Raw genomic sequence first — 14904 nt, forward strand, 5'->3', positions numbered from 1 at the left:
TTCTTAAAACTATAAATGAACGAAAAAACTACTATTAAATTCATTCCAGCACTCACAGGATATCGCGCAATTGCTGCCTGGATGATTTTTGTCCTTCATTTTTTTCCGTTTAATAATCCATTGGCACCAGAGTATTTAAAATCTTTTATAAGACAATGGCATATCGGAGTTGATATGTTTTTCGTGCTGAGTGGGTTTCTTATTACCTTTCGATATTTTGATCAGCATCCTATCAATTTTAAAAAATATATGGTGAACAGACTTGCACGAATTTACCCGATGTACTTCTTGGTCACAATCGGAGTTTTCGCTGCATTCTATCTCCAAAGTGGAATCTGGAATTCAGAAAAAACAATCGAAGCTATTCTGAGTTTCACCATGACGAAAGCTTTGTTTCAAAAATATTTCTTTGCAGCCGGTATTTCTCAAGGTTGGACGTTAACATTAGAGGAGCTTTTTTACTTCACCGCACCATTTTATTTCATTTTGTTGCGCAAAAAATCAATTTGGTTCTTTATTTTACCAATTAGCATTTTTCTTTTCGGTCTGGCTTTGAAAGAAATTTCCCAAGTGCCACAAAACACTTGGGGGTTTATGCAGAAAAATATTTCCTATTATATTTTTGAATTTTTCATCGGTATTGGTCTGGCTTTACTGGTTCAGAACAGATCAAAATTAAATCTAAAACTAAGGGGTATTACCTATTTTGGAATCTCTTTTATCGTATTATTTCTATTAACACTTCCTACAAATTATTCTGAATCAGATTGGATGAAGGCCGTCATGGCATTAATACTCTGCACTTTTGGTATTGCTCCTCTACTTTGGGGTTTAATTTTCGAAGACACTTTTATAAAGCGTTTCTTATCTACCAAATACATGGTTTTATTAGGGAAAAGTTCCTACATTTTTTATCTAATTCACAAAGGATTTATCCCGATGTTTATTTATGATTACATCGCTGAGAATGTATTGCTCATCTTTGTCTTACTTAATATTTTATCAATATTAATGTTTAAATATTTGGAAGAACCATTAAATTTATGGATCCGTAAAAAATTTGCTGAATAAAATTTTAAATTCATGACAGATTCTAGTAAAATTAAATTGCTTTTTCGCCACCGTTCTATGGAAATGGGCGGCGTAGAAAAAGTGATGTTAAACGTTCTAAATAATTTAGATCAAGAAAAATTTGAAATGACCGTTCTTTTAAACCTTAATCAAGGAGAGTTGAGAAATGAATTTCCGTCGCATGTGAGAAAAGTATATTTGACTCATGGTAAAGAAGATTTTTCTAAAAATATTGTATTTAAAAAACTTCAACTTTTTCAACGTAAAAGTCAATTAAAAAAACTTCGCAAAAATCCTGAAATCATTGATAAAGAGTATTTAAAAAAAGAATACGATATCGAAATCGCGATGACTTATAATGATTTCGAGAGCGTTTTAAATTCTTCCAATAAAAAATCAAAGAAAATTGGTTGGTTTCATTCAGAAATTAATTTACCCAAACTTCAACCTTTAGTTCCAGCGATTTTAGAGCATTTTCCACAATTCGATCATATCATCTACTGTTCTGAAAAAATTCAGAAAATCATGCACGAAGTTTATCCGAAACTTCAATACCCAAAAGAAAGTGTGATTATCAACGCAATTCCAATTGAAGAAATTAAAAAGAAAGCTGAAGAAAAAATTACGGATCTACCGAAAAGTCCTGTTTTCGTTTCTGTAGGAAGATTGCACACCAGAAAAGGATATCACAATTTGATGGATGCACATTCGCAACTTTTAAAAGAAGGATTTCAGCATTCGATAATGATTATTGGTGATGGAGAAGAATTGTCAAATTTGTTGGCTCAGCAAAAGAAATTGGGCGTAGAAAAAACTTTTATTTTCGCGGGAAATAAAATGAATCCATATCCGTATCTTAAAAATGCAGATTTTTTCATCATGCCTTCCGAATCTGAAGCTTGGCCACTGGTAATTGCTGAAGCACTTATTTTGCAAAAACCAATTATTGCAACCAAAGTTGGCGATGTAGAAATGATGATCGATGACCGAAAAACCGGCTATTTAATTGATTATAAAACGGATGAGATTTATAGTGCTATGAAAGAATTTCTGACCAATCAAAAACTGATTTTACAAATTAAAGAAAATATAAAAGATGTCGAAAAAGATTTTGACAATCAAAAAATATTTAGTGCGATTGAAGAAATCATTATTAATTTAGCAAAAACTAAAATATGATTTTTTTATACCGCTTAATTTTAAAAATTCATACCACTTACCAGAATTTTGTTAAAGTTGCCAGCATAAAGATAGCTGAGCAAAAGGGCATGCAAATCGGAGAAAACCTTTATGTTGAAGGCATTCCGAATTTTGGTTCAGAACCCTTTCTGGTCGAAATTGGAAACGACGTAACTCTTGCAGAAGGCGTATCTTTTATCAATCATGGAGGTGATGCTCGAGTAACAAAAAAATTAGAAAAATATAAAGACGGAAGAAATTTTGGCAGAATTAAAATAGGAAATAATACCTTTATTGGTAAAGCGACGATATTGATGCCTGGAGTTTCCATAGGAAGTAACTGCATTGTAGGATCGATGAGTATTGTCACTACTTCAATTCCAGACAACGCTGTCTACGCAGGTGTTCCATCAAAATTCATTTGCACGGTAGAAGAATATGGTGAAAAGCTTTTAGCGAATAACGTAGATTATCCTCGAGAACTAGAAAAAGACCGGGCAAAATTAGAAGATTTCATTTCCAAAAACCTTCCTCATACTTACAAATCTATAAAATAAAACGGTGTCAAATAAAAAGAAAATCCTCATCAGAATTGGTTCTCTTCGTCACGGCGGCGCGGAAAAGGTTTTGGTGACTTTTCTGAAAAACCTACCGAAAGATAAATATGAAATCGATCTTCTATTAAATTTATATTCGGGGAAATATTTGGGCGAAGTTCCGAGTTGGATTAATGTTTTCTACTTGAATAAAGGCGAAATGATAACGACGAATCGCCTCCAGGATTTTCCCATCAAAGCTTTCCGGGTTATTTATCAGAGGGTTTTAAAAACTTTTCCCAAACTCCTTTATCAATTTATTTTAAAAGGAAAAAAATACGATATAGAATTTGCTGCAATCCATGGTTTTCGAGACGAAATATTAAATTCTCCGCAGAGATCATCTAAAAAATTAATTTGGATTCATAATGATTTAAAGAAAACTGAATTCCATAAATACACCGACGACGAGTTCAGAAAATTTTTTGGCTTTGATAAAAGCATAGTGATTTCGGATAAAATTCATCAGGATTTTGAAGATTTAGCTCAAAACGAAGAAGAAAAACAGAAAATTGCCAGGATTTATAATCCCTTAGATACCGAAGAAATATTGAGAAAGTCAGAAGTTGAAGGTCAGAAGCTGGAAGATGAAGTTCCTCTTTTTATCTCAGTTGGGACGGTTTTTCCTCAAAAAGGATTTGACAGATTATTAAGAGTTCACAAACGACTTTTAGATGAAGGCTTCAAACATAAAGTTCTCATTCTTGGCGACGGTTACGATTTTGAAAACATTAAAAAATTACAAAAAGATTTAGGTGTTTCCGAAACATCCAATCTTTTTGGGTTCATCGATAATCCATATCCAGATTTTAAAAAAGCAGATTTTTATATTTTAAGTTCAAGATACGAAGGATTTCCGACTGTTTTATTTGAGGCGATTACTTTAAAAAAGAAAATCATTGCGACTGATGTTTCCGGTGTACGCGAAATGTTAGAAGACGGTAAACTGGGATTAATCGTAGAAAACTCAGAAGAAGGAATTTATGAAGGAATGAAAAGAGCCCTTCAAGATCCTGCAAGTTTTGAACAGTACGAAAATCAATTAATGGAATACAAAATGCCTTTTAATCTCGTAAATTCAGTAAATTCTATCATCAAAATTATTGATGATTTATAAGACCGTTTTATTTTATCTTTGTGTTTATGTCGCAACATTCTACCATTCAAAAAGATTTCTACCGAGAAAGCGGACAATGGCTTTCACAAATTCAAATTTGGAAAAAATGCTTTAGTCCGAATTTGCATTTTATTTATCTTTTTAGAATTACCCAAAAACATCCTAAAAATACTTTTTTAGGGAAATTTTGGCGACTTATTTTACGGCATTATCAGATTAAATACGGCTTTCAAATTTATCCCGAAACCCAAATTGGCGAAGGTTTGTATCTCGGACATTGGGGAGCTTTGGTCGTTAATCCGAAAACTAAAATAGGTAAAAACTGCAATATCGCGCAGGGAGTTACGATTGCACAGGCAAATCGTGGACAAAATAAAGGTGTCCCAGAAATTGGAAATGAAGTTTGGATCGGACCGAATGCAGTGATCGTGGGAAATATAAAAATTGGCAATAATGTTTTGATCGCTCCGAACGCTTACGTTCATACTGATATACCTTCGAACGCTATTGTAATGGGAAATCCGGCAACTTTCTCCCTTAAAGAAAATGCGACTTCAGACTATATTAATAATAAAATTGATTAATTTTAAAAAATATTTTTTTTAATTTTATCCCTTTATTTTCACCCCATTCCAATCAGTAATTTAATGGGAAATTTAATACGAAACCTCTTAATATGAAAAAATCTTACGACGCTATTTTTGAAAATAACCGAAAATGGGTAGAATCACAAGTTGCGGAAGACCCAGAGTTTTTTAAAAATTTGTCGCTTACCCAAACTCCAGATTTTCTTTATATCGGTTGTTCAGACAGCCGCGTTTCTGCAGAGGAAATGATGGGTATGAAACCTGGCGAACTTTTTGTGCACCGGAATATTGCGAATGTCGTGAATACTTTGGATATGAGTGCGACTGCGGTGATTCAGTATGCTGTAGAACATCTTCAGGTGAAACATATTATTGTTTGCGGCCATTACGGTTGTGGTGGAATTAAAGCTGCGATGACGCCCGAAGATCTTGGTCTTTTAAATCCTTGGTTGCGAACCATTCGTGATGTTTATCGTTTGCATCAAGCTGAATTAGATACGATCGAGGATGAACAAAAACGCTATGACCGATTGGTAGAACTGAATGTTCAGGAACAATGCATTAATGTGATAAAAATGGCTTGTGTTCAGGAAGAATATTTAATTGATGAATATCCGATCGTACACGGTTGGGTTTTCGATATGAAAACAGGAAAAATTATCGATCTCGATATCGACTTCGAAAAAATCTTAAAAGACATTCAGAAAATCTACAATTTGACCGATTCTAACTGGGTAATGGGCAAAAAGAATAATAAAAATATGCTTTAATTTAAAAATAAAAAAGAAATTTTATTTACCATTAAAAGAAGTCATTGCATTTTGAATTCCCGCGAAAACAAATGACAGACAAGCTTTAGAAGACTTCTCGATTCTTTCGGGAAGTTTTTCTTTTTCTTCACCTTCCCATTTTCCGAGAACGTAATCAACTTGTTTTCCTTCTGAAAATTCGGCAGAAATCCCAAATCTTAACCTTGGATAATTTTGGGTTTGCAATTGCTCCTGAATACTTTTCAAGCCATTGTGTCCTGCATCAGAACCTTTCATTTTCATTCGTAAAGTTCCGAATGGTAAAGACAGATCATCGGTAACGATCATCAAATTTTCCAATGGTATATTTTCTTTCTGCATCCAGAATTTCACCGCATTTCCAGAAAGATTCATGTAGGTATCAGGTTTCAAAATAAAAACTTTTCTGCCTTTGTATTTCCCTTCTGCTAAGAGTCCAAAATTGGAGGATTTAAAGGGCGCTTCAATGGTTTCGGCAATTTTCTCCGCAACTTTAAACCCGACATTATGCCGGGTTTCAGTATATTCTTCGCCTTTATTTCCCAGACCTACGATGAGGTATTTCATATCGAAATATTATTGGTATTGATAAATGGTATATTCGTCATCCGCTCCACTCATTTTGATCGGATAATTTTCAGAATCATAGGTATAGCTATACTCCGTAACTTCGGTAACAACATCGAGAACCTGCGTCACTTTTATCATATTATTCGCAGATAAAAACGCAGCTCCTTGTGGTGCGATCCCGCTTAAATAAATAAAAAATTCCTTTGGCAAAAGTTGATAAGGATTTTTCTTCGTATCATATTGGAAACTAAACGTCTGCACTTCGGGATTCATTTGCAAATCACCGTTGGGTAAATAAAACCCACCTTTAATAGAGGCTTTTACCATATTTTCTCCACTGTATTCATAGTCTGTTTCAATATATACTTTGCTTGGAATTGGCAAAGTAAATTCCTGAATAGAGACCGCTTTTTTTAGCTGTGTTCCCACATAAGTAAAATCTGTATTTACGGTATAAACTCCGGCGACAGTTACATTAATTTTAGATAAATCAGCACCCGAATAAGTAAAAACAGCATCTTGACCAGAACCTGACAATTTGGAAATCTTGTTGTTAGAATTATAAGTAAAAAGAGTTGATTCCCCTGACTCATCAACATAGGAAACCAATTTATTACCCTCGTAATTGTAAGTGACTTCGCTGTCTTCAAATTGTCCGTTATCGTCTAAAGAGTGGGAAAGCATTTTCTTTAAAAGCCGACCAGTTGATGGTCCGCCGCCACTTCCACCACCATTTCCACCAGGTTGATTCACACCGATAAGGTAATCACCATTGGTATCGCGATTGGGTTCGCAAGAAAATAAAATAACGATACTGAAGAAAAACGTTAATATACTTAGAACTTTATTCATCTTTAAATTAATTTTAGCAAAAGTAGTCTTTTTTTAGAAATTTCGAAAAAGGATCTATTTCCCCAGAATCCTTTCCAAAACTGCATTCACCTCATCTACATTCTGCACATTTTCTTTTCTCATCATCAATTGGTTTCCTTCTTTACTGCTTTTCTCCTTTAAAGTTGCTTCTTTCGGATTACGATTCAAATAAGAAATAATGTTTCTGAACTTATCGCTCTGATAAAATTTATCCTGCGGATTTGAAGGAAAATAACCTAAGAAAACTCCGTTCTTCACTACGATCTTATCAAAACCAATTTCGGCAGCGATCCATTTTAGTTCAACGGATTTTAAAAGGTTAATCGCTTCTGAAGGTAAATCTCCGAATCGGTCGACCAATTCACTTTCTAATTTTTGAAGTTCTTCTTTGCTTTGGATTTCTGCTAATTTTTGATACAATGACAACCGTTCTTCAATACTCTGAACATAAAAATCGGGCAGCATCAATTCCAGATCGGTATCAATATTTACTTCTTTTACTGATTTAAAGAGTTTTTTACGGTCTTCTTCATTGTCAAATAAGTCTTCAAATTCCTCATCATTCTGTAATTCTTCTAAAGCTTCCTGCATGATTTTCTGGTAAGTCTCAAATCCCATTTCATTGATGAAACCACTTTGTTCACCACCTAATAAATCTCCTGCTCCACGAATTTCTAAATCCTTCATTGCAATCTGAAAACCGCTTCCCAAATCTGAAAACTGCTCAATGGCTTCGAGTCTTTTTCTCGCCAAAGAGGACATCATATCAAAAGGTGGCGTGATCATAAAACAAAAAGCTTTTCTATTACTTCGACCAACTCTTCCGCGCATTTGATGCAGATCTGCCATTCCAAACCGTTGCGCATCATTGATGAAAATGGTATTCGCATTCGGTACATCTACTCCACTTTCAATAATGGTAGTCGAAACCAGAACATCATATTTTCCTTCCATAAAATCCAGGACATTTTTTTCCAGCTGTTTTCCTTCCATTTGTCCGTGACCTGTGATGATCTTCGCATCAGGAACCAACCTTTGAATCAATCCTGCGATATCTTTCAGATTTTCGATTCTGTTATTAATGAAATAAACTTGTCCGTCGCGCTGAATTTCATAGGAAATCGCATCTCTAATAATTTCTTCACTGAAGCCAACAATATTTGTTTCTACGGGCTGTCTATTTGGCGGCGGCGTTTTAATGACCGATAAATCTCGTGCAGCCATTAAAGAAAACTGCAAAGTCCTCGGAATCGGAGTTGCCGTTAAAGTCAACGTATCAATATTATTTTTCAAAGTCTTCAACTTGTCTTTTACCGAAACACCGAATTTGTGTTCCTCATCGATAATTAATAGACCAAGATCTTTAAATTTTACTGAACTTCCTACCAGTTGATGCGTTCCTATCACAATATCTATTTTTCCAGATTTCAAACCTTCCAAAGTTTCTGCTTTCTGTTTCGCGGACCGGAATCTGTTCATATAAGAAATGGTCACCGGAAAATCTTTAAGCCTTTCTGTAAAACTTCGGTAATGCTGGAACGCCAGAATCGTTGTTGGAACTAAGATCGCAACTTGTTTTCCATCAGTTGCTGCTTTAAAGGCGGCCCGAATTGCAATTTCTGTTTTTCCAAATCCTACATCACCGCAAATTAAACGATCCATCACGTTATCGTTTTCCATATCATTTTTCACATCAAGCGTGGCTTTTTCCTGATCCGGTGTATCTTCATAAATAAAGCTCGCTTCAAGTTCATTCTGCAAATAAGAATCTGGTGCAAATGCAAAGCCTTTCGCAGTCTTCCTTTCTGCGTAAAGTCTAATGAGGTCAAAAGCGATCTGTTTTACTTTCGCTTTTGTTTTCTGTTTTAAAGATTTCCACGCGGGAGAACCGAGTTTGGATAAAACGATCTCTCTTCCGTCCGGACCGTTGTATTTCGAAATTTTATGTAAGGAATGAATACTTACATAGAGTAAATCCCCATTTTTATAAGTGAGTTTGAAACATTCCTGAACTTTTCCATTATTATTCACTTTCACCAAGCCCATAAACTTTCCGATTCCATGATCGATGTGTGTGATATAATCGCCGACTTTCATCTGCATCAGATCTTTCAGCGTGATCTGCTCCGATTTTGCAAAAGCATTTTTAGCTTTGAATCTTTGGTAACGGTCAAAAATCTGATGATCCGTATAAACCGAAATTTTATGATCAAAATCGACAAACCCTTCATGAAGTTCAGAATTAAAGGATTTAAAAGCAATTTTTGATTTTCTATCAATAGAATCTTCCTCTAAAAAATTATCATTTTTAGTTGAGGATAAATCTTCGAAAATACTTTCGAGTCTTTCTTTCTGTTTTTCCGTGGAAAAGGAAATCCAAAGGTCGAAATTGTCTTTTTGCTTTTCCTGCAAATCTTCTATCAGCAATTCGAAATTCTTGTGAAATGTGGGTTGCGGTGTTTGAGAAAGTTGTATTTCAACTGAGGAAATCTCTTTTAATTTGAGTGCATCTAAAGTAAAATCAATACTCTTAAATTTCTGAAAATCGATCATTAAACCCTCAAAAGACAGAAATAAATCTTCTGGCGATTGATGTTTGATGTCTTTATTTAAGGTCTCAAATTTCTCTTCTCCTTTTTCGTAAAAATCTTTAATTTTCTTTACGCCCAGAAAAGCATTTTTTGAAACAACAAAACTTTCTTTTGGTAACAATTCCAAGAGTGAAACTTTCTTTCCGGAAACTGCATAATTCATATTAGAAACCAATTGAAAACCATTTACATTTCCGTTGGTTAACTGGGTTTCTATATTAAAGGTTTTGATGCTTTCAATTTCATTTCCAAAAAAAGTTATTCGATAAGGCTGTTCATTCGAATAGGAGAAAACATCCATAATTCCGCCACGCACCGAAAACTCTCCAGGTTCTGAAACAAAATCGGTCAGATTAAAATTGAACTGATGCAAAAGTTCTTCGGTAAAATCAAAATCTAAACTTTCGCCTGTTTTGATCTGATGAGAAATGGCTTTGAAATCTTCCTTCTTCAAAACCTTTTCCGACAAAGCGGAAAAACTCGCCACAATCACTTTTGGTTTTGCGCTGGAATTCAGCTTATTTAAAACTTCCGTTCTTAAAACCAGATTAGCATTTTGCGTTTTTTCAATTTGATAAGGTTCAACATGCGTTGCAGGGAAATAAAGAACGTTTTCTTTGCCCAAAAGATCTTCCATTTCGGCCGTGACGTAAAGCGCTTCTTCGCGATCTTCAATTAAAAAGAGGATGGTCTTTTTATAAGTCAAAAAAAGTTCTGCGGTAAAAACTGAAGGCGACGAACCGGCAAAACCTTTCACAGAAAGATGTTGATGATTTTCTAAATTTTTGAAAATTTCTCCTCCAAATTCGTTTTTCAGTAAATCCGGCAGAAAAGTTTCGTGGATAGGTTTTAATTGCATTCTATAAAGAGAGTTAAAATCGATTTCAATAAAAACGACAAAAGCGATTTCGGGACTATTCCGAAATCGTTTGAAAGTACAAATTTAATGATTTATTTTTGAGTAGTATTCAGAAGTAAAAGCAATAAAAATAGCAGAAAAGCCCTATGCAAAGCCCTTATAAAAGTTCTTAAATTCTGCTAATTACTCCTAAAACACTATAAAGTCTCGATTTGATGGCATAACGTTTGGAATAGGACCACCTAATTAAAAATAAAAATATTATGAAATTACAGAATTTAAAAAATAGCAAAAAGTCAACATTGAAATTTTTAGGACTGTTTATCTTGCTTTTCTCATTCATCTCTTTAACCTCATGTCGAAATGATGATGACCCGGCAGACAACGATTTCTTCGCAGGAACTTACAATGGAAGCATTTCCTATAACGATGGTTCAACAACCATTTCAAAAGATAACGGAAGTGTCTTTGTAACTAAAATTGCAAGTGGAACAAAATATAATTTCAGATTCTCGGATGGAATTCCAGATTTGAACGGCGTTGAATTTAAAAAAGAAGGCGATCACATTTTAGTGAGTGTAGGATCAACGGCAACTTCTTATATTAGAATCGACAGCAATGATTTGAAAATTCTTTATGTTGCTGATGGTAAAACATGGACGGCAAACGGTAAGAGATAATTTACACGTGCGATCAATCTAAAGCTGTTTCATTAAATTGAAGCAGCTTTTTTTTATTAAAAAAGAGAGGAAAGCGACTTGAAAATTCTTCAAAAATTGAACTTCATTAACCAAAATTATGAAACGTGTTAAAGTTTGGTTAAAGTTATCTTCTAAAAATTATCGAGAATGTTATTTGTATAATTTTACTTTGTTAAAAAACAACACAATATTAATTTAACCCTTTTTAAAAAATGAAAAAATTATTCACCGTATTGTCTTTGGCTCTAGGATTAGGATTAGCAAGTGCACAGCAAACTGCACCGAAAAAATCAACAACTCCACCTCCACCACCGCCAAAAGAAGCGAGAATGCAGAGTGCGAAGCAAACCGCTTCGAAAGATAAAATGGCAGCAAAACCCGCAACCACTAATTCCGCCGTTAAAATGAAAAAAGACGGAACACCCGACAAACGATACAAAGCCAACGAACATCTGAAAAAAGATGGTACTCCGGATAAAAGATACAAAACAAAATAATTTTGTAATTTCTAATTTAGAAAGCCTTGAGAATTTATTCCAGGGCTTTTTTGTTACCTTTAAAAAAAAATTAATGAGACTTCTCTCTACCCTATTTATTTTTGCTGTGATTCTGGGTTGTCAATCGGAAACCCGGGAAAATCCCCGCGCCTACGTGGAAGGTAAGATCACAGAAACCAAATTAGAATTTGCAAAAATCAAAGTGCTCATAAAAAGCGATAATGCGATCGTGGCCGAAACAATTCCTAACGGTTCGGGAGATTTCACATTATCGGGTCCGCTTCTTTCTGATTCTTTTTCTTTGGTTTTTAATGCAAAAATAAAATCTTTTAAAGCGTCAAAATCTGGATCGTCGATCTCGACTGATTCCCTGCAAATACTCATTCCTGCAGGAACAAACTATATTACTTTTAACGAAATAAAACTAAAGTAATGAGAATCCTGATCCTCTTTTTTTTCTGTTGCAGCACTTTAATTTTTAGTCAGAAAAAGAAAAAAATACTCGATGTAGTTTCTAATATCGAAACAAAAGTTACCATCCTAAAACCAATTGGCAATAATTCGCTCGCCAAAGATGTACAGCCGTTTTACGGATTTGGATTTAGCGGAAATTTGATGACTCCAATCAATTTTGGGATCGGCGTAGATTACAGTATGCTTTTCTCCAATGTAATTTACGACCGCAAAAATGTTTATGGGAACATCGCATCGCCGACTTTGACCATTATCGATGTTTTTATCACGCACCGTGATAATATTTCTGAAGAATTTTTGGTCGAAGAAATGGCGGGTTTCAGCTATTATAATCATTCCAGCACCTATTTAGATTTTAACAATGAAAAATTAAAAAATAATGGAATTGGTTTTAATTTAGGTGGAAAAGTCATCTATATTTTAGATCCGGAAGGTTATCAAGCTGTTTTTTTGACCGGAAGATTAAATTATTATTCCACCAATGTTTATAATGAAAACGCGGAAATTCAAAAATATTATAACCATTCTGTCTTTCTGAGTTTAAGTTTTGGTTATCGCTTCAACTTTTAAAAATCATTCTTATTAATCTTATCGCTAAAATCTGTTAAATTTGTGCTATGCTAAATTTTATTAAGAAGAAAATTGCTTTAATCTGGGCAAAAAATCATGTGAAGGAAACGCAAACTTTCAAAAAAAATGCGGTCGAAGATCAGGAGAAACTGCTGTTGTCTTTGGTAAAAATTGCAGAGAAAACTTTGTTTGGAAGAGAGCATCAGTTTGAAAACATCCATACCATTTCCGACTTTCAAAAAAATGTACCAATCGCTGATTACGAAGATCTTAAACCTTATATTGAGAGAGTAAAAAAAGGTCAGCGAAATATTCTCTGGACAGAAACGCCGGAATATTTTGCAAAAACTTCCGGCACCACTTCCGGTTCCAAATATATCCCGATATCTAAAGAAGGAATGCCTTTTCAACTTAATGCGGCCCGAAGTGCTCTATTTCATTATATCGCTCAGAAAAATAATTCAGATTTCGTTTCCGGGAAAATGATCTTTCTGCAGGGAAGTCCGGAACTGGAGGAAATTAATGGAATTCAAACTGGCCGACTTTCCGGAATTGTAGCGCATCATATTCCAAACTATCTGCAGAAAAATCGACTACCAAGTTTGAAAACGAACCTCATCGAAGACTGGGAAACCAAAGTTGATGAGATCGTAAAAGAAACTGAGAAAGAAAATATGACTTTAATTTCGGGAATTCCACCGTGGTTAATTATGTATTTTGAAAAACTGATTGAAAGAAACGGTAAGAAAATTAAAACCTTATTTCCAAATTTACAGCTCATCATTACAGGCGGCGTTAATTACGAACCTTACCGCGAAAAGATGGAAGAACTTCTGGGTGGAAAAGTAGATATCATTCAGACTTTTCCAGCGAGCGAAGGTTTTTTTGCGTTCCAGGATGATTTCGAAAAAGAAGGATTATTGCTATTAACGAATCATGGAATCTTTTATGAATTTATTCCACTCGAAGACTACGGAAAACAGGAAGCTAAAAGATTAACTTTAAAAGACATCGAACTCAACAAAGATTATGCTTTAATTTTAACCACCAATTCTGGACTTTGGGCATATTCAATCGGAGATGTCGTACGATTTATTTCTAAAGATCCTTACCGAATTTTAGTTTCCGGAAGAACGAAACATTTCACTTCAGCTTTTGGAGAACATGTGATTGCTTTTGAAGTCGAAGAAGCCATGAAAGCAACGGTAGAGAAATTTCCCGCGCAGATCACCGAATTTCATCTCGCGCCACAGGTGAATCCTATACAAGGTTTGCCTTATCATGAATGGTTTATCGAGTTTGAAAGAGAACCGGAAAATTTAGAAAATTTTGGGAAAAATCTCGATGAAGAAATGCGGAAGAGAAATTCTTATTATGATGATTTAATTTCCGGGAAAATTTTGCAACCTTTAATCATTACCAGTTTAAAGAAAAATGCGTTTCAGGATTATGCAAAATCGGAAGGAAAATTGGGTGGACAAAATAAGATCCCACGTTTGGCAAATGACCGGAAAATTGGTGATTTTTTGGAAACTTTAAAACGATAATTATTATCTTTATTGCAATTCTACCACCATGAAAAAATCTTTAGCTGTTCTAATTCTTCTAATGACGATGTCGTGCGTATCAACGAAATATAATGTTTATGAAACGCCGAATAATTTCACCAATATTCAGGTCGGAAACAAATACACCATTTATAATTTGAAAAATCACAAATTTTTTATTGATGTAAATTCCGTAACAAATGACAGCATAATTGGAAGCCACAAAAATCAGAGAATTGCACTTGCAAAAAAAGATATCAAAGAAATTAAGAAAAATAAAACTGGAGCAACGGTCGCGCTTATTGGCGGTTCAGTAGCAATTATAGGTGGAATCTGGATCGTTACCAATATCTTAAAAGATCTCAATCATGCATTTGGAAAGGTTTTAGGAGGTTAATTTGAAACCACTTTCAACCCAACCACAGAAGCAATTAATGTAAAAACAAAAAACATTCGCCAGAAAGTTGCCGGTTCATTGAAAACAAAAATCCCCATAAAAACCGCTCCAACTGCTCCAATTCCAGTCCATACGGCGTAAGCAGTCCCGATCGGAATCGCATTTGATCCGACAGAAATTGCTTTATACAATAAAAACATGCTCAAAAACAGGGAAATCACGAATCCAGCCCACCAGAAATAACTTTCTCTTCCTGTCGTTTCCTGCGCTTTTCCAAGACATGTGGCAAATCCGGTTTCAAATAAACCACCGATAATGAGTAAAATCCAGTTCATTTTTCAAAGATAAATTTTTAAATTAAAATTAATGTCCACGAAAGTTAATATGACGCGCAAAAAAATTCTGATTAAAAGCAGTAACGTTATTTAAATAAAATTATTTCTAAGAGAAAATTCGCGCATTCGTGGCAAATTAATAAATGATTTTT

The 14904-nt window shown here is 34.5% G+C and carries 16 protein-coding genes; 12 read left to right on the top strand and 4 right to left on the bottom strand.

Features of this window, described 5'->3' with window-relative positions:
- Positions 1 to 15: 15 nt before the first annotated feature.
- From OA86_RS04870 to OA86_RS04895, 6 genes are all read left to right on the top strand, one after another.
- A complete protein-coding gene (locus tag OA86_RS04870; RefSeq protein ID WP_039349636.1) occupies positions 16 to 1071 on the top strand; it encodes an acyltransferase family protein in 1056 nt (351 codons plus the stop codon).
- Between the two features lie 12 nt (positions 1072 to 1083).
- Positions 1084 to 2250: a glycosyltransferase gene (locus tag OA86_RS04875; RefSeq protein WP_039349638.1), complete on the top strand. Its 1167-nt coding sequence runs from the start codon at positions 1084 to 1086 to the stop codon at positions 2248 to 2250.
- Positions 2251 to 2339: 89 nt separating this feature from the next.
- Complete coding sequence (locus tag OA86_RS04880) at positions 2340 to 2807, top strand: acyltransferase (RefSeq protein WP_246008023.1); 468 nt, start codon at positions 2340 to 2342, stop codon at positions 2805 to 2807.
- A 4-nt stretch (positions 2808 to 2811) separates the two neighbouring features.
- A complete protein-coding gene (locus tag OA86_RS04885) occupies positions 2812 to 3963 on the top strand; it encodes a glycosyltransferase (protein WP_039349642.1) in 1152 nt (383 codons plus the stop codon).
- Between the two features lie 26 nt (positions 3964 to 3989).
- Positions 3990 to 4547: a serine acetyltransferase gene (locus tag OA86_RS04890; protein WP_039349644.1), complete on the top strand. Its 558-nt coding sequence runs from the start codon at positions 3990 to 3992 to the stop codon at positions 4545 to 4547.
- A gap of 92 nt (positions 4548 to 4639) precedes the next feature.
- Positions 4640 to 5320 (top strand): carbonic anhydrase, encoded by a 681-nt coding sequence (locus OA86_RS04895; RefSeq protein WP_039349646.1) that lies wholly within the window; start codon positions 4640 to 4642, stop codon positions 5318 to 5320.
- Between the two features lie 21 nt (positions 5321 to 5341).
- On the opposite strand, the gene pth is transcribed toward OA86_RS04895, so the two are convergent.
- From pth to mfd, 3 genes are read right to left on the bottom strand one after another with little or no spacing between them, the layout of a single operon-like run.
- Positions 5342 to 5905 (bottom strand): aminoacyl-tRNA hydrolase, encoded by a 564-nt coding sequence (gene pth / locus OA86_RS04900; RefSeq protein ID WP_039349648.1) that lies wholly within the window; start codon positions 5903 to 5905, stop codon positions 5342 to 5344.
- A gap of 9 nt (positions 5906 to 5914) precedes the next feature.
- A complete protein-coding gene (locus OA86_RS04905) occupies positions 5915 to 6760 on the bottom strand; it encodes a hypothetical protein (RefSeq protein WP_039349651.1) in 846 nt (281 codons plus the stop codon).
- Positions 6761 to 6814: 54 nt separating this feature from the next.
- The gene (gene mfd / locus OA86_RS04910; RefSeq protein WP_039349653.1) at positions 6815 to 10231 is read right to left on the bottom strand and encodes a transcription-repair coupling factor; all 3417 of its coding nucleotides are present in this window, start codon (positions 10229 to 10231) and stop codon (positions 6815 to 6817) included.
- 263 nt (positions 10232 to 10494) lie between these two features.
- On the opposite strand from mfd, the gene OA86_RS04915 reads away from it, so the two are divergent.
- The 6 genes from OA86_RS04915 to OA86_RS04940 all read left to right on the top strand — a co-directional run bounded on the left by OA86_RS04915 (position 10495) and on the right by OA86_RS04940 (position 14417).
- Complete coding sequence (locus tag OA86_RS04915) at positions 10495 to 10911, top strand: hypothetical protein (protein WP_052257393.1); 417 nt, start codon at positions 10495 to 10497, stop codon at positions 10909 to 10911.
- Between the two features lie 233 nt (positions 10912 to 11144).
- Positions 11145 to 11429: a hypothetical protein gene (locus OA86_RS04920; RefSeq protein WP_039349659.1), complete on the top strand. Its 285-nt coding sequence runs from the start codon at positions 11145 to 11147 to the stop codon at positions 11427 to 11429.
- Between the two features lie 73 nt (positions 11430 to 11502).
- On the top strand, positions 11503 to 11862 hold the full coding sequence (locus OA86_RS04925) for a hypothetical protein (RefSeq protein ID WP_126340457.1): 360 nt from the start codon (positions 11503 to 11505) through the stop codon (positions 11860 to 11862).
- Positions 11862 to 12473, top strand: a complete 612-nt coding sequence (locus OA86_RS04930; protein ID WP_039349666.1) for a hypothetical protein — start codon at positions 11862 to 11864, stop codon at positions 12471 to 12473. The genes OA86_RS04925 and OA86_RS04930 overlap by 1 nt, the downstream gene beginning before the upstream one ends.
- A gap of 47 nt (positions 12474 to 12520) precedes the next feature.
- The gene (locus OA86_RS04935) at positions 12521 to 14020 is read left to right on the top strand and encodes a GH3 auxin-responsive promoter family protein (RefSeq protein WP_039349670.1); all 1500 of its coding nucleotides are present in this window, start codon (positions 12521 to 12523) and stop codon (positions 14018 to 14020) included.
- A gap of 28 nt (positions 14021 to 14048) precedes the next feature.
- On the top strand, positions 14049 to 14417 hold the full coding sequence (locus tag OA86_RS04940) for a hypothetical protein (protein WP_039349672.1): 369 nt from the start codon (positions 14049 to 14051) through the stop codon (positions 14415 to 14417).
- On the opposite strand, the gene OA86_RS04945 is transcribed toward OA86_RS04940, so the two are convergent.
- Positions 14414 to 14752, bottom strand: a complete 339-nt coding sequence (locus OA86_RS04945) for a DMT family transporter (RefSeq protein ID WP_039349674.1) — start codon at positions 14750 to 14752, stop codon at positions 14414 to 14416. The two genes, OA86_RS04940 and OA86_RS04945, sit on opposite strands and share 4 nt — an antisense overlap.
- Positions 14753 to 14904: the final 152 nt, after the last annotated feature.

Source organism: Kaistella jeonii (genome assembly GCF_000812865.1).
GTDB classification, from domain to species: domain Bacteria; phylum Bacteroidota; class Bacteroidia; order Flavobacteriales; family Weeksellaceae; genus Kaistella; species Kaistella jeonii.